Annotated in this window: 17 protein-coding genes; 12 read left to right on the top strand and 5 right to left on the bottom strand. The window is 73.8% G+C overall.

Annotated features, from left to right (window positions below; translation table 11 throughout):
• Positions 1-112 precede the first annotated feature (112 nt).
• Positions 113-448, top strand: coding sequence for an ArsR/SmtB family transcription factor (locus ACK8OX_RS12795; protein WP_430664503.1), 336 nt, complete (start codon positions 113-115; stop codon positions 446-448).
• A 186-nt stretch (positions 449-634) separates the two neighbouring features.
• On the opposite strand, the gene ACK8OX_RS12790 is transcribed toward ACK8OX_RS12795, so the two are convergent.
• Together ACK8OX_RS12790 and ACK8OX_RS12785 are read right to left on the bottom strand one after the other, a co-directional pair.
• Positions 635-1,033 carry a response regulator gene (locus ACK8OX_RS12790; RefSeq protein ID WP_430664502.1) on the bottom strand — a complete coding sequence of 133 codons (399 nt, stop codon included), beginning with the start codon at positions 1,031-1,033 and terminating at the stop codon, positions 635-637.
• Positions 1,030-4,020 (bottom strand): ATP-binding protein, encoded by a 2,991-nt coding sequence (locus ACK8OX_RS12785; RefSeq protein ID WP_430664501.1) that lies wholly within the window; start codon positions 4,018-4,020, stop codon positions 1,030-1,032. The genes ACK8OX_RS12790 and ACK8OX_RS12785 overlap by 4 nt, the downstream gene beginning before the upstream one ends.
• Before the next feature lie 132 nt (positions 4,021-4,152).
• Here ACK8OX_RS12785 and ACK8OX_RS12780 point away from each other — a divergent pair, with 132 nt between their 5' ends.
• Positions 4,153-6,042: an AI-2E family transporter gene (locus tag ACK8OX_RS12780; protein ID WP_430664500.1), complete on the top strand. Its 1,890-nt coding sequence runs from the start codon at positions 4,153-4,155 to the stop codon at positions 6,040-6,042.
• Positions 6,043-6,120: 78 nt separating this feature from the next.
• Positions 6,121-7,713: an ABC transporter substrate-binding protein gene (locus ACK8OX_RS12775; protein ID WP_430664499.1), complete on the top strand. Its 1,593-nt coding sequence runs from the start codon at positions 6,121-6,123 to the stop codon at positions 7,711-7,713.
• Positions 7,714-7,779: 66 nt separating this feature from the next.
• Here ACK8OX_RS12775 and ACK8OX_RS12770 read toward each other — a convergent pair whose 3' ends face one another.
• The 3 genes from ACK8OX_RS12770 to ACK8OX_RS12760 are packed head-to-tail and all read right to left on the bottom strand — an operon-like array spanning position 7,780 to position 10,510.
• Complete coding sequence (locus ACK8OX_RS12770) at positions 7,780-8,529, bottom strand: SDR family NAD(P)-dependent oxidoreductase (protein WP_430664498.1); 750 nt, start codon at positions 8,527-8,529, stop codon at positions 7,780-7,782.
• Entirely contained in the window at positions 8,526-9,212 is a 687-nt protein-coding gene (locus ACK8OX_RS12765) for an orotate phosphoribosyltransferase (protein WP_430664497.1), read from the bottom strand. The genes ACK8OX_RS12770 and ACK8OX_RS12765 overlap by 4 nt, the downstream gene beginning before the upstream one ends.
• The gene (locus ACK8OX_RS12760; protein WP_430664496.1) at positions 9,209-10,510 is read right to left on the bottom strand and encodes a Zn-dependent hydrolase; all 1,302 of its coding nucleotides are present in this window, start codon (positions 10,508-10,510) and stop codon (positions 9,209-9,211) included. Before ACK8OX_RS12760 ends, ACK8OX_RS12765 begins: the two co-directional genes overlap by 4 nt.
• Before the next feature lie 97 nt (positions 10,511-10,607).
• Here ACK8OX_RS12760 and ACK8OX_RS12755 point away from each other — a divergent pair, with 97 nt between their 5' ends.
• The 9 genes from ACK8OX_RS12755 (at position 10,608) to ACK8OX_RS12715 (ending at position 19,016) form a co-directional block, all read left to right on the top strand.
• Positions 10,608-11,426 carry a dihydroorotate dehydrogenase electron transfer subunit gene (locus tag ACK8OX_RS12755; protein ID WP_430664495.1) on the top strand — a complete coding sequence of 273 codons (819 nt, stop codon included), beginning with the start codon at positions 10,608-10,610 and terminating at the stop codon, positions 11,424-11,426.
• A complete protein-coding gene (locus ACK8OX_RS12750; RefSeq protein WP_430664494.1) occupies positions 11,420-12,349 on the top strand; it encodes a dihydroorotate dehydrogenase in 930 nt (309 codons plus the stop codon). Before ACK8OX_RS12755 ends, ACK8OX_RS12750 begins: the two co-directional genes overlap by 7 nt.
• A 1-nt stretch (position 12,350) precedes the next feature.
• Positions 12,351-13,268, top strand: a complete 918-nt coding sequence (locus tag ACK8OX_RS12745; protein WP_430664493.1) for a LysR substrate-binding domain-containing protein — start codon at positions 12,351-12,353, stop codon at positions 13,266-13,268.
• 73 nt (positions 13,269-13,341) lie between these two features.
• Positions 13,342-14,058, top strand: a complete 717-nt coding sequence (locus ACK8OX_RS12740; protein ID WP_430664491.1) for a PIG-L deacetylase family protein — start codon at positions 13,342-13,344, stop codon at positions 14,056-14,058.
• Positions 14,058-14,897, top strand: coding sequence for an FAS1-like dehydratase domain-containing protein (locus ACK8OX_RS12735; RefSeq protein WP_430664490.1), 840 nt, complete (start codon positions 14,058-14,060; stop codon positions 14,895-14,897). The genes ACK8OX_RS12740 and ACK8OX_RS12735 overlap by 1 nt, the downstream gene beginning before the upstream one ends.
• On the top strand, positions 14,894-16,105 hold the full coding sequence (locus ACK8OX_RS12730) for a CaiB/BaiF CoA transferase family protein (protein ID WP_430664489.1): 1,212 nt from the start codon (positions 14,894-14,896) through the stop codon (positions 16,103-16,105). Before ACK8OX_RS12735 ends, ACK8OX_RS12730 begins: the two co-directional genes overlap by 4 nt.
• Positions 16,102-17,091, top strand: coding sequence for a Bug family tripartite tricarboxylate transporter substrate binding protein (locus ACK8OX_RS12725; protein ID WP_430664488.1), 990 nt, complete (start codon positions 16,102-16,104; stop codon positions 17,089-17,091). The genes ACK8OX_RS12730 and ACK8OX_RS12725 overlap by 4 nt, the downstream gene beginning before the upstream one ends.
• Before the next feature lie 75 nt (positions 17,092-17,166).
• Positions 17,167-18,138 carry a Bug family tripartite tricarboxylate transporter substrate binding protein gene (locus tag ACK8OX_RS12720; protein ID WP_430664487.1) on the top strand — a complete coding sequence of 324 codons (972 nt, stop codon included), beginning with the start codon at positions 17,167-17,169 and terminating at the stop codon, positions 18,136-18,138.
• Positions 18,135-19,016 carry an amidohydrolase family protein gene (locus ACK8OX_RS12715; RefSeq protein WP_430664486.1) on the top strand — a complete coding sequence of 294 codons (882 nt, stop codon included), beginning with the start codon at positions 18,135-18,137 and terminating at the stop codon, positions 19,014-19,016. The genes ACK8OX_RS12720 and ACK8OX_RS12715 overlap by 4 nt, the downstream gene beginning before the upstream one ends.
• Positions 19,017-19,030 lie beyond the last annotated feature (14 nt).

Genomic DNA, 19,030 nt, shown 5'->3' with positions numbered 1-19,030 from the left:
TCGCGTTGCCGAACGGGGTGCGCCGCGCCGCGCACGGGGACGGGACTTCTCAACCGCGCTGCGCTGGCCATACTGCGCCCCCACCAGCGAACAGCGAGATTGCCGGACAGGCATGCGGGACATGGACGGGCAGGCGCTCCTGACGCTCGAGGAACGCGCCGCGGAGGCGGCGGCGATCCTGCGCCTGCTGGCGAATGAGCGGCGTCTGATCCTGCTCTGCACGCTGGTGGTGGAGGGGGAGGCGCGTGTCGGCCGCCTGGCCCAACGCGTGCGCCTGTCGCAGCCCGCCGTGTCGCAGCACCTGGCGAAGCTGCGGGAGGATGGGCTGGTGGCGACGCGGCGCGCGGGCACCACCATCCATTACAGGATCTCCGACCCGAGGGTGGAGACTCTGATCACGACGCTGAAGGACGTGTTCTGCGCCGATCTCCGCCCCCTGCCGGAGTGATGTGGGCGGCGGCCGCGGATCATACGTCCGGCATCATGCACTGACCCTTGCGGCCCACGGAGTGGGCCGAGCGGCCGAATGGCCGCCGCGCCACGTGGCGCGCAGCCGAGGCCGCGGATGCGGCCGCCCGGCGCCTGAGGGCACAGAAAAAGTCATGCGAGCGGCCATCGCGGATGGCCGGTCGCATCAGCCGCCGCTCTCCTCCTCCGCCGCCTCGTCCCGGCCGAGCAGCGCGGCGTCGATCTGCGCGACGAGCTTCGAGAAGTCCACCGGCTTCGGGTGGTAGTCGTCGCAGCCGGCCTCCAGCACCTTGCCGCGGTCGCCCGACATGGCGTGCGCGGTCAGCGCGATGATCGGGATGCGTGCCGTCGTGCCGTCCCCGCGCAGCGTGCGCGCGGCGGTCCAGCCATCCATCACCGGCAGGTTCATGTCGAGCAGGATGACATCCGGCTGCTCGGCCCGCGCCTTGTCCACGCCATCCTGGCCGTCATGCGCCAGCACCACTTCGAAGCCGCGGCGCTTCAGCCGACGGGACAGGAAGTCCCACAGCTCCTCGTGGTCCTCGACCAGCAGTATCTTCGTCATCCCGCACCCTCCGTTGTTCCTGCCGGCGCGATGCGGCGGAGCTCGTTCAGGAGTTCCTCCGGCATCCCTTCCTCCGCCGGGACGATCCGCCGCACCTCGCCGCGCAGCTTCTCGAGCTCCTCCGGCGGCACCTCGCCATCCGTCACCGCGATGACCGGCAGGTCGCGCAGTTCCGGCCGGCGCCGCATCTCCCTCAGCAGGGCGAATTCCTCGCCGCTCCCGCCCGGGCGCAGCTCCATCAGCAGCACCGCCGGCACCGGCGGCTGCGCGAGGCGGGCGAGCGCCGCGTCCGGCGTCGCCACCGCTTCCGCCGTCCATCCCTCGCCCGCCAGCAGCGCGACCAGCTCCGCCCGTTCCGCCTCGTCGCTCTCCACCACCAGCGCAAGTCCCGGCTGCGTCTCTCGCCGGAAGCGGTCCAGCACGCGCTTCAGCCTTTCCCACCGCACCGGCTTGTTGAGGTAGTCCGCCGCGCCGAGCGAGAAGGCGAGGCCCCGTTCCTGCACCACCGTCACCATCACCACCGGCGTCTCCGCCAGGTCGGGGTCCGCCTTCAGCGCCGACAGCACCGCCCAGCCATCCATCCGCGGCATCATCACGTCCAGCAGGATGGCCGCCGGCTTCAGCTCCCTCGCCATCTCGAGCCCGCGCGCCCCGTCGCTCGCGCAGCGCACGGCGAAGCCCTCCCGCCGGAGGAAGCGGGACAGCAGGTCGCGCGTCGCCGCGTCGTCGTCCACCACCAGCACCAGCCCGGCCGGCCCGTCATGCTCGGCCGCCGCGGCCTCCCCGATCTGGGCGGCCGGCTCGTCCTCCTCCGCCCGCGCGGTGCGCAGGTCGGCGGGGATGCGGAGCGTGAAGGCGCTGCCCTGGCCCGGCTCGCTCCGCACGGTGATCTCGCCGCCGAGCATGGCGCTGAACGCCTTGGTGATGGACAGGCCGAGCCCCGTGCCGCCGAAGCGCCGCGTGGTGGAGGCATCGGCCTGGGTGAAGCGGCTGAACAGCTTGTCGAGCTGCTCCGGCGTCATGCCGATGCCGGTGTCGGCGACGCGGAAGGTCAGCCAGTCCTGCCCGCCCCGCGTCTCCCGCCCCGCCGAGAGGGTGATGCGCCCGCCCTCGGTGAACTTCGCGGCGTTGCCCAGCAGGTTGAACAGGCACTGCCGCAGCTTCACGGGGTCCGAATGCATCTCGCCGAGGTCGCCCGCCACCTCCAGCTCCAGCGTGTTCCGCCGCCGCTCCACCAGCGCCTCTACGGTGGAGGCGACCTCACGCAGCAGCGCGGCCGCGTCGAAGTCCTCGGGCAGGATCTCCATCTTGCCCGCCTCGATCTTGGAGAGGTCGAGCACGTCGTTGATGAGGGAGAGCAGGTGGCGGGCGTTGGAGTTGATCTTGCGCAGGTCGTCGAGGAAGGAGGAGCCGCCCTCGATCTCGGCCGCCTCCTCCTCCAGCATCTCGGAATAGCCGATGACGGCGGAGAGCGGCGTGCGCAGCTCATGCGACATGTTGGCGATGAACTGGCTTTTCGCCAGGTTCGCGTCCTCGGCCGCGGCCTTGGCGGCGGCCAGCGCCTCCTCCGCCTCACGCAGCTCGGTGATGTCGGTGTTGGTGCCGAACCAGCCGATCAGCGCGCCTTCCGCATCCTCCTCGTCCGGCGCGTCGCGCAGCGGCAGCGCGCGGGAGAGGAACCAGCGGTAGCGGCCATCGGCGCCGCGCAGGGGGAAGGTGTCCTCCCACGCCCCGCCCGCGGCGATCGCCTCGCGGAAGCGGGCCTCCACGCGCTCGACATGCTCGGGGTGGTGGACCTTGCGCCAGCCCCAGCCCTCCATGTCGGCGGGGGCGGTGCCGGTGAACTCGTACCAGCGGCGGTTGTACCACTGGATCTCCCCGGTCGGGCCGGTCATCCAGGCCAGCTGCGGGATGGCGTCCACCAGGTTGCGCAGCCGCGCCTCGCTGCGCCGCAGCCTCTCCTCCGCGCGGCGGCGCAGCGTGTCATCCATCGCGACCAGGCCCACGCCGTCCACGCCGCCCGCCTCGTCCCCCCCGCTGAGCGGGAAGATGCCGAGCAGCAGGTGCCGCACCTGGCCTTCCTTGCCCGGCGGGCGCACCGCCACCGCGATGTTGGTCTGCGCCTTGCCGCCGGCCAGCACCGCCTGCATCCGCGGCACCAGCTCCGTCCGCACCGCCTCGGGCAGCGCCGTCTCGCTGCCCGCCTCGACGCCGAGCGTGCGCTCCCCGAGGGTGGCCAGCGTCCGGTTGGCATGGCTGAGGCGCAGCCGGCGGTCGAGGAAGCCGAGCCCGACCGGCGCGTGTTCCATCACGCCCTGCAGCAGCGCGCCGGTGCGCCGTTCCGTCCGCCGCCGTACCAGCACCAGCCCCGCGAGCAGGCCGCAGGCGGCCAGCACGCAGCCGAGCGAGGCGAGGCCGAGCCAGAGCCCGCGCCGCCGCGCCGCCGCCTCCGCCGCATCGGCATGGGCGGCGGCCTGGCGCTGGGTGCGCGCGGCCTCGGCGCGGGCGGCATCCATCAGCGCCTTGCCGCGGCCGCTCTCCATCTCCAACAGGGCGTCCTGGCGGCCGGCGTCGCGCCGCAGCCCGATCACCGATGCGGTCCAGGCCAGCTTGCCCTCGGCCGCGGCGCGCAGCCCATCGTGCGGCGGCAGGCCGGCGAGGGCGGCCGCCTCCGTCATCTCGCGCAGGCGGAGCGGCACGGCCTCCCGCCCGGCATGGTAGGGCTCGAGGAAGGCCTCGTCCCCCGTCAGCAGGAAGCCCCGCTGGCCGGTCTCCGCGTCCTTCAGCGCCGACAGCAGCCCCTCGGCGCCCAGCACGACGCCGCGTGCGGCGGCGATGCGCGTGGCATCGCGTTCCCCCGCGGTCCAGTTCCAGGCGCCGAGCGCGATGGCGAGCAGCACGAGCAGCGCGGCCGCGCCGGGCGCGCGCTGCGCCCAGCCGGGCAGGGGGGAGGAGATCGGGGCGGCGGCGATGGCGGTGAGGGGCAAGGGGGCGTGTGGCCTTCGGGGGGGGTGTTCGCGTCGCCATAGCGCCGCCGCGCCCTGCGGGTTCGCCGGCCCGAACCGATGCGGGCGGGATGCGTTGCATCCGCGCAACGCGCGCCAGAACAGGGACACGACGTGGAGATCAGGCCGCCCGACCGTTCCCGACGCGGCATCGCCGTCGCCGGGGTGCCGCATTCGAACCTGTTCGCGCTCGTCGCGGGCGCGCTGGTGGTGGCGGCGCTCTATCTCGGGCGGGACCTGTTCGTGCCCCTGGTGCTGGCGGTGCTGATGGCCTTCGTCCTGGCGCCGCTGGCGGGCCTGCTGGGCCGGCTCGGGCTGCCGCGGGTGGCAGCGGTGCTGCTGGCGGTGCTGGCGGGCGTCGGCGTCATCGTCGCGTTGGCGGTGATGGTGGTGCGCCAGGTCGCGGCCCTGGCGGGGGACCTGCCGCGCTATGCCAGCGTGATGGGCGCCAAGCTCGAGGCGCTGAGGCTCGACGAGTTGGTCGCCCAGGCGGAAGCCGGTCTGAAGGGCATCACCGACATCTTCTCGCGCGGGGTTGATCCGTTCCGGCCGCCCGCCCCCGCCCCGGTGGCGCCCGGCGCATCCCCTCTCGACGTGCTGGCGCATGTGGCGGAACCGGTGCTGGAGCCGCTGGCGACGGCCGGCATCGTCGTGGTCTTCGCACTGTTCATCCTGCTGTACAGGGAGGACCTGCGCGACCGGCTGATCCGGCTGGCAGGCGCGCGCGACCTGCACCGCACCATGGGGGCGATGGACGACGCGGCGCATCGCCTGTCGCGGCTGTTCCTGTCGCAGCTGACGCTGAACGCGGCCTTCGGCGTGGTCATCGCCGCCGTGCTGTGGGTGCTGGGCCTGCCCGGCGCGCTGCTGTGGGGGCTGCTGGCGGGGCTGATGCGCTTCGTCCCCTTCGTCGGCACCTTCATCGCGGTGGTGCCGCCGGTCATCCTCGCGCTCGCGGCCGATCCGGGATGGGGGCTGGCGATCGCCGTGCTGGTGCTGTTCCTGGTGAGCGAGCCGCTGATGGGGCAGCTGGCGGAGCCGCTGATCTTCGGCCGGTCCACCGGGCTGTCGCCGCTTTCGGTCATCCTGGCGGCCACCTTCTGGACCTTCATGTGGGGCCCGATCGGGCTGCTGCTGGCGACGCCGCTGACGGTGCTGCTGGTGGTGCTGGGGCGCCACGTCCCGCAGCTGGAATTCCTTGACGTGATGCTGGGCAACAAGCCGCCGCTCGCGCCGGAGGAAAGCTTCTACCAGCGCGCGCTGGAAGGCGATGCCGATGCGCTGGTGGCGCAGGCGCGGACGCATCTGCGCGAGGGCGGGTCGCTGGTGGCCTGGCACGACGAGGTGGCGCTGCGCGGCCTGGCGCTGGCCGAGGCCGACTGGTCGCGCGAGGTGCTGGAGCCGGAGAGGCTGGACGTGGTGCGCGCGCAGGTCGAGGCGCTGCTCGACGAACTGGCGGAGACGCCGAGGGCCGAGAGCGAATCGCAGCTGCCCGCCGCCTGGCGGGAGCCGGGCGCGGTGCTCTGCGTGCCCGGGCGCGGCCGGCTGGACGACCTGGCCGCCGCGGTCGCGGCGCAGGCGCTGGCCCAGGCCGGCTTCGGCGCCACTCCGATCCCGCGCGGCGTGCTGGAGGGCGAGCCGGACCCGCGGCTCGACCCCGCCCGGGTGCGGCTGTGCTGCCTGTCGGTGCTGGAGGAGGGCAGCAGCGCCACCGCCGCGCGCTACTTCCTGCGCCGCCTGCGCCGTCAGGTGCCGGGCGTGCAGGTCGTGCTCGGCCTCTGGCATGCGCCGGCGGACAGCCCGATGCTGGCGGAACTGCGCGCCCAGGGGGGCGCGCCCGGCGGCGCCGCGGACAGCATCGTCACCTCCGTGCGGGAGGTGATCGCGCTCTGCCAGGCGGAAGCGACCGCGGAGGCGGCGCCCCCGGCCCCCGCCCCGGCGCCCGCCCCAACGTCCCCTGGGGCGGCCGATGCCCCGGCCGGCCCGCGCGGCGCCGCGGCGTGATGGCGCCGCGGCCCGCGCTGGACAGATGAACCCGGCTTAACGCATCTTCCGCGCCCCACCGAAACGGGAACGACAGGAATGCCCAAGATGCCCTTCCGCGCCCTGCTGCGCGGCGCCGTCTGCGCCGCCGCGCTGGGCGCGATGCTCGCCGGCGCGCCCACCCGGGCCACCACTTTCACCTGGGCCACCGCGAACGACATCCTCGGCCTCGACCCGCACGCCAACAACCACGGCGTGACGAACACGATGAAGGAGAATGTCTACGAGCCGCTGGTGAAGCGCCAGCCCGACGGCAGCGTGCGCCCGGCGCTGGCCGAGCGGTGGGAACAGCCGAGCCCGACCACCTGGCGCTTCCACCTGCGCCGCAACGTCCGCTTCCATGGCGGGGAGCCCTTCACCGCCGCCGATGTCGTGATGTCCGCCGAGCGCGTGCGCCAGAACGACATGGCCTACACGCTGCAATCCGTCACCGCCGTGCGCGCCATCGACGACTTCACGGTGGAGATGGACACCCGCGGCCCGAACCCGATCCTGCTGCAGGACCTGACGCTGTTCTTCATCATGAACAGCGCCTGGGTGCAGGCGAACAACGCCATGGCCGTGGCCCGCGCCGGCCAGCCCGGCGCCGCCACCGCCTTCCCGCAGCTGAACGCCAACGGCACCGGGCCCTTCCGCGTGGTGGAACGCCTGGCGGACGAGCGGACCGTGCTGGTGCCGAACCCGCAATACTGGGACGCGGCGGCGATGACGCACGGCATCACCCGCGCCGTGTTCCGCCCGATCGCCTCGGCGCCGACGCGCGTGGCCGCGCTGCTGTCGCGCGAGCTCGACATCATGTACCACGTCCCGCTCCAGGACATGCCGCGCGTGCAGCAGACGGCCGGCGTGCGCCTGATGCCGGGCCCGACCGCGCGCAGCATCTACTTCGCGATGGACGTGGACCGCGCCGAGAGCCTGGACGAGCCCGGCCGCCCGAACCCGCTGCGCGACGTGCGCGTGCGCCGGGCGATGTACCAGGCGATCGACATGGGCACGATCACCCGCGTGGTCCTGCGCAACTCCACCGTCGCCGCCGGCATCCCGATCGGCCAGGCGATCGGCGGCTTCGTCGCCGCCGCGAATGAGCGCCTGCCCTTCGACCCCGACGCATCGCGCCGCCTGCTGGCCGAGGCCGGCTACCCGAACGGCTTCCGCCTGACGCTGAACTGCCCGAACAACCGCTACGTCAACGACGAGGCGATCTGCCAGGCGGCGGTGGCGATGCTGCAGCGCGTCGGCATCCAGGCGCGGCTGAACGCGGTGCCCTTCGGGCGCCACCTGCAGGGCGGCGGCAACGGCGAGTACCAGTTCTACATGCTCGGCTGGACGCCCGGGAACTTCGACATCACCAACCCCGCGCGCGAACTGCTGGGCGAGGGCAGCTTCAACTGGGGCCGCTTCCGCGACGACCAGATGAACGCGCTGGCGCGGGAGATCGGCACCATCTCCCCGCAGGATCCCCGCCGGCAGGAACTGGCCGCCCAGTACTGGGCCCGCTTCCGCGAGTTGCTGCCGATGATCCCGCTCCACCAGGAGCCGCAGGTCTTCGCGGTGCGCGACACGGTGGCCGACTTCACGATGCGCGTGCAGGAGGACCTGGAACTGCGCCACGTCCGCATGCGCGGGAACTGAGGAAAGCCGCCCCCTCCCCCGCCCCGGCGGGGGAGGGACGGCGATCTCGCCCGCGCGGACGGGGCGCTAGATCAGCCCGCCATTCACATGGATCACCTGGCCGGTCACGTAGCCGGCCTCGGCCGAGGCCAGGAAGGCGACCATCGCCGCCACGTCCTCGGGCGTGCCGAGCCGACCCATCGGGATCCTTGCCACCACCTCCTCCCACTGCGCCGCACTCAGCGCCGCATGGGCGCCCGGGTCCTTGCGCGTGTAGCCCGGCGCCACGGCGTTCACCGTGATGCCGGACCGCGCCGCCTCCACCGCCAGGGCGCGCACCAGCGCCTCCACCCCCGCCTTGGCCGCGGCGCTGGCGGGGAAAGTCGCGACATCGGTGCGGAAGACATGCGCGACGAAGGACGACACCGCGACGATCCGCGGCGCCCGCCGCCCCGCCAGGTGCGGCAGCGCCGCGCGGGCGGTCCGCAGGAAGCCCCACAGCACGGCATCCAGCGACTTCGCGAAGACCGCGTCGGCGGCGCCGGCGAAGGGCGTGCGGTCGGCGAAGCCGGCGGCCGCCACCAGCACGTCGAGCCCGCCGAACTCGTCGGCCGCGCGCGCCACCAGCGCCTCCGGCAGCGCCGGGTCGGCGATGTCGCCCAGCATCACCGCGGCCTGCCCGCCCGCATCCCGCACCGCCTGCGCGACGCGCGCCGCGCCCTCCGCGTTCTTCCGCGTGTGGACCAGCACGGCGCTGTCCGGGCCGGCCAGCCGCCGGCAGCAGGCGGCACCGATCCCGGATGCCGCGCCGGTGACGAGGATGACGCGCCGGCTCATGCCGCGGGCGGTGCCGCAAGCCCGCCGCGGGCCGCCGACCAGGCGACGGGATCGGCGAGGTAGCGCCGCAACTCCGCCACCGCGTCGGCCGGGAGGGCGGCGCGCGATTCCGCCTCGGGCAGCACATCCTCCCAGGTCGCGAGCGCGAAGAGCCGCGCGCCGACATCGGCGATGTCGGTCACCACGCGGTCGAAGATGCCGTATTTGAACAGCACGAAGATCTGCGTCACCTCCGCCCCCGCGCGGCGCAGCGCGCGGCAGTAGCCGGCCTTGCTGCGCCCGTCGGTGGTGACGTCGCTGACCAGCAGCGCCCGCGCGCCCGGCCGCAGCGCGCCTTCGATATGCGCGTCGTTGCCGAAGCCCTGCGCGCGGCGGCGGACGGTGACGAAGGGCAGGTGGAAGCGTTCCGCCAGCATCGCCGCGATGGCGATGCCGCCCTGTTCGGTGGCGGCCACGCAGTCGAATCCGTCGAAGCCGACCTCCGACAGGATGCGCGTCTCCGCCCCCCGCAGCAGCGCGGCGCGGGCCAGCGGGAAGGACAGCGCGCGCGGGATGTCGAGGTAGACCGGGCTCGCCCAGCCGGAGGAGAAGACGAAAGGCCGGTCCGGCCGCAGCAGGATGCAGCCGGTGTCGAGCAGGATCTGCGCGGTGCGGCGGCCGATCGCGGCCTGGTCCGTCATCATCGGCCGATCGCCTCCGCCCCCGTCAGCAGGACCGACCGCAGCACGGCGGCGCCCGTCAGGAAGTCCCCGAACTCCATCGCCTCCGCCGGGTTGTGGCTGCCGTGCTCGTTGCGGACGAAGACCATCGCCGCGGGCACGCCGGCATTGGCGAAGATCGCCGCGTCATGCCCCGCGCCGCTGGCCAGCACCTCATGCGGGATGCCCGCGCTGCGGCACAGCGCACGGGCGTGGCCCAGCAGGCCGGGGTCCATCACCGCGGGCGGCGTGCGCACGCCGGGGCCGAGGTCGATCCGCACCCGCCTCTCGCGCCCCACATCGGCGGCCTCGGCTTCCGCCAGCGCCAGGAAGTCGTCGAGCGTCCGCTCGCTCTCGCTCCGGTATTCCAGGGTGAAGCGGCATTCGCCGGGCACGCGCGTCATCGCGTGTTCCTTCGGGTCGGTCGTGAAGATGCCGAAGGTCATCACCAGGTCCTCGCCGCGTTCCAGCAGCGTGCGCCAGCTGGCGTCGAGCCGCATGGCGAAGTCCGCCGCCCCCAGCACCGCGTCCCGCCGCAGCCAGCGTGGCACGGCGCCGGAATGCGCGGCCTCCCCGGTGCAGCGCGCCGCGGGGTGGCGGTGGTTGCCGCGGATGCCGGAGACGAGGCCGACCGGCACGCCGCGCGCCACCATCACCGGCCCCTGCTCGATGTGCAGCTCGACGAAATGGGACAGGGTGGCAGGGTCTAGCAGCCGCGCCCCCGCCGCCACCGCTTCGGTGTCCGCGCCTTCGCGCCGCATGGCCGCGCGCAGCGTCAGCGCGGGGTCGCGCAGGCAGGGCAGGTCCAGCCAGGCCGGGTCGAACCGCCCGAACAGCGCGGAGGAGCCGAGATAGGGGCGGCCGTACCAGGCGCTTTCCTCGCCGCGCATCACGAACAGGTGCAGCGTGCGGTGAAGGGGCGGCCCGCGCCGCGCCTCGAGCAGGGCGAGAAGCCCGGCGATGACGCCCGCCGCGCCGTCGAAGTTGCCGCCCTGCGGCACGCTGTCGAGGTGCGAGCCGCAGGCGGCAGCCGGCAGCGCGGGGTCGGTGCCGGGCAGGCTGATGCGGAGATTGGCGGCGGCGTCCCAGGCGCAGTCCAGCCCGGCGCTTCGGGCGATCGCCTCGATCCGGCGCATCGCCGCCGTCTCCCCCGCGCCATATGTCTCGCGCGTGATGCCGGTGCCGTCGTGATGGGCGGCGCGCAGTTCCTCGAACAGGTCGCGGGCCATCGCGGCCAGGTCGGGCGCGATGGCGGGCGGCGGGTCGGCCGGCGGGGCATCCATGGGCGGCACTCTCCCCCGGCGGGGCGGCGCGGACAAGCCGCGCTTGACTTCCACCCCCCGGGCCCGAACATCGCAGGCCAGCAGCAGGACAGGGGCGATGGACCTCGGTGCGGCCGCCTTCCCGGTGGCCGAGCGCAGCGTGACGGTTCTGGACAGCGCGCCGGTGGGGCGTCGCTACCACCGCCTGGTGCTGGATGCGCCGGACCTCTCGGCGCGCAGCCGGCCCGGGCAGTTCTTCCACCTGCTCTGCCGGGACGGCGCCGGGGGCGGTCCCTATCTGCGCCGGCCGATGAGCATCTGGCGCTGCGGGGCGGGCGTGCCGCTCGGCTTCCTGTTCCATGTGAAGGGGCGCGGCACGGCGGCGCTGGCGGGGCTGCGGGCGGGGGATGCGCTGTCCGTCCTCGGGCCGCTCGGCCGGGGTTTCCGGCTGGAGCCGGGATGGCGGCGCATCCTGATCCTGGCGCGCGGCGTCGGGCTCGCCACCCTCGCGCCGCTGACCGTCGCGGCGGCAGCGCAGGGCATCGCGGTGGAGGCCGTGCTGTCCGCGCGGGCTGCGGCGGACCTGATGGCGGAGGAATTCGCGGGCGGGTCGGGCGCGGTCATCCACCCCGTGCTCGACGAGGATGGCGGCAGCGACCCGGCGCGGGTGGAGGCGCTGCTGCGCGCGCGCTTCGCCGCCGCGCGGCCGGATGCGGTCTTCACCTGCGGGTCGAACCGGCTGTTCCTGCTGCTGCAGCGGCTTGCCGCCGAATGCGGCATTCCCGGTCAGGTGGCCCTGGAACAGCAGATGGGCTGCGGGCTCGGCATGTGCTTCTGCTGCGTGCGGCAGATCCGGGGGGAGGGCGGCGCGGTGGTGAACCTGCGCGTCTGCGCGGAAGGCCCGGTCTTCGACCTGCAGGCGGCGATGGCATGGTAGACCTGTCCGTCCGGATCGGCGGGCTGGCGCTGGCGAACCCGGTGATGCCGGCCTCGGGCACCTTCGGGCCGGAACTCGCGCAGGTCTTCGACCTCGACGCGCTCGGCGCGCTGGTGACGAAATCCGTCACGCCGGACCCGCGGGAGGGCAACGCCCTGCCGCGGCTGTGCGAGACGGAGGCGGGGGTGCTGAACTCGATCGGCATCCCGGGCAAGGGCCTCGACCACTTCATCGCGCATGCCATGCCCGAATGGCGGCGCTTCCGCCCGCCGCTGGTCGTCTCGCTCTCGGCCCCCACCGCCGCCGCCTTCGCCGAGGCCGCGGCGCGCCTGTCCGCGACACCGGGGATCGCCGCGATCGAGGCCAACATCTCCTGCCCCAACCTGGAGGAGGACGGCCGCGCCTTCGCGATGGAGCCGGCCGGCGCCGCCGCCGCCACGCGCGCGATCCGCGCTGCCACGCGCCTGCCGCTCTGGGTCAAGCTGTCGCCCAACACCGGCGACATCGCGGCCGTGGCGCGGGCCGCGGAAGCCGAAGGCGCGGATGCGCTGGTGGTGGCGAACACCATCCTCGGCCTCGCCATCGACATCGAGGCGGCGCGGCCGAAGCTCGGCGCCGGGATGGGCGGCTTCTCCGGCCCGGCCTTCAAGCCCATCGCGCTGCGGCTGGTCTGGCAGGCGGCGCAGGCGGTGCGGGTGCCGGTGATCGGCGTCGGCGGCATCGCGACGGCGGAGGATGCGGTGGAGTTCATGATGGCGGGCGCGGCCGCCGTGCAGGTCGGCACGGCCAGCTTCGTCAGCCCCACCGCCATGCCGGGCGTGATCGAGGGGCTGCGCGCCTTCTGCGCGCGCCGCGGCATCGCGCGCGTGTCGGAGCTGACCGGCATGGCCCTGCCGCGCGCGCTGCCGAAGGCCGCCGAGTAGCGTGGCGCTGGATTTCCTCGGCCTGGAGGCCTTCCTGTCCATCGCGGAACGCGGGTCCTTCCGCAAGGCGGCGGCGCATCTGAACCTGTCGCAGACCGCGCTCAGCCACCGCATCCGCAAGTTCGAGGAGGGGCTGGGCCTGCGGCTGCTGGCGCGGTCCACGCGGCAGGTGACGCTGACGCCCGCGGGGACGGAGCTGGCGGGCCGCGCGCGCGCGCCGGTGGAGGCGCTGGTGGCCGCGCTGGCGGAGCTGCGCGCAGGCGCAGGCAGCCGGCAGCAGAGCGTGACCATCGGCTGCCTGCCCACCATCGCCATGCACCACGTCCCGCGCCTGCTGCGCGACTTCGCGGAGACCCACCCCGAGGTGACGGTGAAGGTCCTCGACAACTCCGCGAGCGAGATCGCGGAGCGCGTGGCGCGCGGCGAGGCGGAATTCGGCATCACCATCGTCTCGGCCAACCGCTTCGACCTCGACATCGCGCCGCTGATGGCGGAAGCCTTCGTGCTGGCCTGCCCGGCAGGGCACGGGCTGGCGGGCCGCGCGCATGTCGCCTGGTCCGAGCTGGAGGGGCGGCGGCTGGTGCGCGTGGCCCCCCATACCGGCAACCGCGCCCTGCTGGACGAGGCGCTGGGCGCCCGGCGGGACGCGATGGACTGGCACTACGAGGTGCAGCACCTGGCGACCGCCATCAGCATGGTGGAAGCCGGGCTCGCGCTCGCGGTCGTGCCGCGGCTGGCGGTGGACGCCGCCGGGTCGCAGGGCGTGGTCGCGGTGCCGCTGCGCGATCCGGCCATCACGCGCCGGCTCGGCGTCGTCTCCCGCAAGGGGGCGCCGCTGACGCCGGCGGCGGAGGCGCTGCTCGGCCTGTTGCGGCGACATGTCCGGACCGCGGATGCGAAGATGAGGAAAACGGGATAATCTTGCCGTTCTTTCCATTTGTCGCATCATCGGCGCGGGCGCATATGCCGCCCGATTCCGAAGGGGGAACCGCATGTCCAAGGCCGGCCTGGTCATCACCGCCCATCCGGGCGACTTCGTCTGGCGCGCCGGCGGCGCCATCGCGCTGCATGCGAAGCGCGGCTGGCGGATGAAGATCCTCTGCCTGTCCTACGGCGAGCGCGGCGAGAGCCAGTTCGCCTGGAAGAAGGAAGGTGCGACGCTGGAAGCCGTGAAGGCCGACCGCAAGCGCGAGGCCGAGGCCGCGGCCGCGGTGCTGGGCGCCGAGATCGAGTTCATGGATGCCGGCGACTACCCGCTGGTGACCACGGACGCGATGATGGACCGCGCCATCGACCTGTTCCGCGAGCTGAACCCGGCCTTCGTGCTGACCCATTCGCTGAACGACCCGTACAACCAGGACCATCCCGAGGCGACGCGCTTCGCGCAGCATGCCCGCGTCATCGCGCAGGCGATGGGCCACAAGCCGTCCTCCACCTACAGCTACAGCGCCCCGCCCGTCTTCCTGTTCGAGCCGCACCAGCCCGAGATGTGCGGCTTCGTGCCGAACGTCATCCTGAACATCACCGAGGTGTGGGAGACGAAGTTCAAGGCCTTCCAGTGCCTGCCCGCGCAGAAGCATCTCTGGGCCTATTACGAACGGGTGGCGCTGAACCGCGGCATGCAGGGCGGGCGCAATTCCGGCAAGGCGATGGTGCACGGGGAAGCCTATCAGCGGCTGTTCCCGATGGTGCTCGAAGAGCTCGCCTGATGCTGGATGAGTGGGTCGGCCGCGCGCGGGAGGTCGAGGACGAGATGACGGCGCCGGCGGCGCGCCGCCTCGCCGCCATGCTGGACCGCGCACCGCCGCCGCTCAACCGAGGGGCGGAGGTGCCGCCGCACTGGGTGGCGATCCTGTTCGACGACGCGCAGCCGCAGTCGCGGCTGGGCCCGGACGGGCATCCGGCGAAGGGCGACTTCCTGCCGCCCGTGCCGCTGCCGCGGCGGATGCTGGCCGGGCGGCGCATGCGCCATGCCGCGCCGCTGCGGATCGGCGACCGGCTGGTTCGACGGTCCGAGATCATGTCGATCACGCCGAAGGAAGGCCGCAGCGGACGGCTGGTCTTCGTCACCGTCCGGCATGTCGTGGCGGGGCCGGCGGGCGTGGTCGCGACCGAGGAGCAGGACATCGCCTACCGCGAGGCGCCGTCGGGCGCGGCGAAGGCGGAGGTCCCGGCCGCGGCGCCGGACGCCGCCTGGCGCGAGCCCTTCTCGCCCGACCCGGTGCTGCTGTTCCGCTATTCCGCGCTGACCTTCAACGGCCACCGCATCCACTACGACGCCGACTATGCGCGCGGCGTCGAAGGCTATCCGGGCCTGGTGGTGAATGGCGGGCTGACCATCCTGCTGCTGCTGGAAGCCGCGCTGCGCCACGCCCCGCCCGGCGCCGCGCTGCGGACCGCCGACATCCGCACCCTTCGCCCACTCACCTGCGGCCGCGGCTTCCACCTGGCCGGCACGCTGCCCGACGACGACGGCCGCCGCCTGCTCTGGGCCGAGGACGAGACCGGCGCGATGGCGCTGCGCATCGAGGCGAGGATCACGCCATGAGCGGCCCGCTGCACGGGTTGCGCGTGCTCGACCTCTCCTCGGTTGTCGTCGGGCCGGTCTGCACCGGGGTGCTGGCCGAACAGGGGGCGGAGGTCATCAAGCTGGAAAGCCCGGAAGGCGACCTGCTGCGCCGGCTCGGCGGCAAGGGGCGCACGCCGGGGATGGCGGGGAAGTTCCTCAACTTCAACCGCGGCAAGCGTTCGCTCTGCCTCGACCTGAAGCACCCGCGCGCGAAGGCGGTGCTGCGGCGCGTCGCGCAACGCTGCGACATCCTGGTGACCAACATCCGCCCCGACGCGCAGAAGCGGCTCGGCGTGGATGCGGCGGCGCTGGCGGAGCTTGCGCCGCGGCTGATCCACTGCTCCATCACCGGCTTCCGCACCGACGGGCCCTATGCCGGCAAGCCCGCCTACGACACCGTCATCCAGGGCGTCTCCGGCATCGCGGGCTGCTTCGAGGCGAGCACGGGGGAGCCGCGCTACGTGCCGATGCTGATCGCCGACCATGTCTGCGGCCTGATCGCCGCCCAGCAGATCGGCTTCGCGCTGTACCGGCGCGAACGCACCGGCCGGGGCGAGAGCCTCGAGATCCCGATGTTCGAGAACATGGCTGCCTTCGTGCTGCAGGAACACCTCGGCGCCATGTCCTTCCGCCCCGCGCTCGGCATCCCCGGCGACCAGCGCGTGCTGAGCCCGGAGGCGCGGCCGCTGAGGACCGCGGACGGCTTCATCGCGCTGTCCGCCAACACGGACGCGCAGGCGCATGCCTTCTTCCGCGCCATCGGCCGCCCTGAGCTGGCGTCCGACCCGCGCTTCGCCACCGTGGCGGAGCGCACGAAGCACACGAAGGAGTATTTCGCGATCCGCGCCACCGCGCTCTGCGGCCGGACCAGCGCCGAATGGCTCGCGATCTTCGCCGAGCACGACGTCCCCGCCATGCCCTACAACACGATCGAGAGCCTGCTGACCGACCCGCATCTGCGCGCCACGAACATGGTGCGGGAGGAGGAGCACCCGACGGAGGGGCCCACCTGGGCGATCGGCGCGCCGAACATCCTCTCCGGCGGCATGGCGCCGCCGCTGCCGCCCGCGCCGCGGCTCGGCGCCGACGGGCGCGCGGTGCTGGCGGAGGCGGGCCTTGCGGCGGAGGAGATCGAGGAGCTGGCGCGCGACGGCGCGCTGAACGAGACGGGAGGAACCACCGCATGACGAACCCCGCCATCCCCCGCCGCGCGCTGCCCGCGCTCGGCGCCGCGCTGCTCGCCGCGCCGCGCCTTGCGCGCGCGCAGGCGGGCTGGCCCGACCGGCCGGTGCGGGTGATCGTGCCCTTCACCCCGGGCGGGTCCACCGACATCCTGGCGCGCGCGCTGTCGGCCGAGCTGCAGGAGGTGCTCGGCCAGCCCTTCGTGGTGGAGAACCGCGGCGGCGCCGGCGGCACGGTGGGGTCCGAGGTGGTGGCCCGCGCGGCGCCGGACGGCCACACGCTGATGATGGGCCATATCGGCACGCTGGCGGTGAACCCCTCGCTCTACCGCAACCTCTCCTTCGACACCGTGACCTCCTTCCAGCCGATCGTGCTGGTCGCGGTCGTGCCGAACATCCTGGTGGTGAACCCGCGCAAGGTGCCGGCGAACAACATCGCGGAACTGGTCGCGCTGGCGAAGCGCCAGCCCCGCGCGCTGTCCTACGGATCGGGCGGCAACGGCTCGGCCGCGCATATCGCCATGGTCGCCTTCAACCAGGCGACGGGGACGGAGATGGAGCACATCCCCTATCGCGGCACCGCGCCGATGATGACGGACCTGATCGCCGGCACCATCGACCTGACGCTGACGGGCGGCCCGCCGGCGCTGCCGCCGGTGCGGGCGGGGCAGGTGCGCGCGCTCGGCGTCTCCTCCCTCACGCGGCTGTCGAGCCAGCCCGGGATCCCGACCATCGCCGAGCAGGGCGTCGCGGGCTTCGACGCGACGCAGTGGTACGGCCTGGTCGCGCCGGCCGGCACGCCGCGCCCGATCGTGGACCGGCTGAACGCCGAGAGCGCGCGCATCCTGCGCGGGGAAAAGCTGCGGCCCCGGCTGGAAGCGGAAGGTGCGGACCCCGCGCCGGGCACGCCCGAGGGGTTCCGCGACCTGATCGTGGCGGAACGCGCCCGCTGGGGCGAGCTGATCCGCCGCGCCGACGTGCGGCCGGACTGAAGCCCGACAGGACAGGCAGGGGAGGAACGAGGGAATGACGACCATCACCCGCCGCGGCGCCGGGCCGGCCCCGGCATGAGCGCGCTGCATCGCCGCGCGCTGCTCGGCGCCGCGCTGGCCGTCCCGGCGCTGGCCGGGGCGCGGGCGCAGGCCTTCCCCTCCCGCCCGATCCGCATGATCGTGCCCTTCGCGGCCGGCGGCGTCGCGGACCTGACCGCGCGGGCGGTGGGCACGCGCATCGCGGAGAGGCTCGGCCAGCCGGTGGTGGTGGACAACCGCCCGGGCGCGGGCGGCATCGTCGCGGGCCAGGCGCTGATGGCGGCGCCGGCGGACGGGCACACGCTGCTCGTCGCCTCCAACGGCACGGCGATCAGCCGCAGCCTGTTCCGCACGCTGCCCTTCGACCCGCTGCGCGACTTCGCGCCGGTGGTCTCGATGGGCGCCTTCCCCATCGCCGTCATCGCCGCGCCGAATTCGCCGGACCGCGACATCGCCGGGCTGCTCGCGCGGCTGCGGGCCAATCCGGGCCGGCTGAACATCGGCACGATCAGCGCCGGCAGCACGCAGAACCTGAGCGCGGAGCTGTTCAAGATCCGCACGGACACCCGCTTCGAGACGATCGCCTTCCCGGCGACGCCGCAGCTCGTCACCGCCATCCTGCGCGGCGACGTTGATGCGGGCTTCGAGATCACCGGCCCGATCTCGGGGCAGATCGCCTCCGGCGCGGTGCGGGTGCTGGCCGTCACCTCCGCGCGGCGGGCGCGCACCCTGCCCGACGTGCCGACCCTGGCCGAGGCGGGGGTGCCGGACTACGACGTCGCGTCCTGGAACGCGCTGGTGGCGCGCGCGGGCACGCCGGCCGAGGCGATCGCGGCCGTCAACCGCGCCGTTAACCAGGCGCTGGAAGCGGGCGACCTGCGGGGCGCGCTGTCGCAGGCGGGCGTCGACCCGCTTGGCGGCACCGCGGAGGCGATGGGCCAGCTTCTGGCGGCGGACACCGCGCGCTGGGCCGAGGTGATCGAGAAGGCAGGAATCGAACGACAGTGACCGAACGCCAGATCCCGACCTGCAAGGGCCCGGACCCCGACACCCGCACCCCGCGCCTGAAGCTGCCCGCGGGCGCGGTGGACGCGCATTGCCACGTCTTCGGCCCGGGCGACGTCTTCCCCTATGCGCCGGACCGCGCCTACACGCCGCCCGACGCGCCCTATGAGGGGCTGGTCGCGCTGCACCGCAGGCTCGGCGTGGACCGCGCGGTGATCGTCCATGCCTCCTGCCACGGCAGCGACATGACGGTGACGCTGGACGGCATCCGCCGCAGCAACGGCGCGATGCGCGGCGTGGCGGTGGTGGACCCCGGCGTGACGGACGCGCAGCTTGCCGCGCTGGACGCGGGCGGCATCCGCGGCGTGCGCTTCAACTTCGTCAAGCATCTCGGCGGCATGCCGGACATGGCCTTCTTCCAGCGCGTGCTGGCGCAGGTGGAGCCGCTGGGCTGGCATGTGGTGCTGCACCTCGACGCGCAGGACATCGTGCCGCTGGCGCCGGTCATCTCCGCCATCCGCATCCCCTTCGTGATCGACCACATGGGCCGGGTGAAGGCGAAGGAAGGCGTCGGGCAGCCGGCCTTCCGTCAGTTGCTGGACCTCATGCGCAACCCGCTGGCCTGGGTGAAGATCTGCGGGTCCGAACGCGTCAGCAGCGCCGGCGCGCCCTTCCGCGATGCCGTGCCCTTCGCGCAGGCGCTGCTGGCCGCCGCGCCGGACCGCACCCTGTGGGGCACCGACTGGCCGCATCCGAACATCGCGGGCGACATGCCGAATGACGGCGACCTGGTGGACCTGCTGGGCGAGATGACGGACGACCCCGCGCTGATCCGCCGGGTGACGGTGGAGAACCCGGAACGGCTCTACTGGGCGCGGTGACCCGTCGCGCCCGC

The sequence above is a fragment of the Falsiroseomonas sp. CW058 genome, from assembly GCF_050563535.1.
Classification (GTDB): Bacteria; Pseudomonadota; Alphaproteobacteria; order Acetobacterales; family Acetobacteraceae; genus Falsiroseomonas.
The sequence above is the reverse complement of the archived record's forward strand: the minus strand, read 5'-3'. Positions and strand labels throughout refer to the sequence as shown.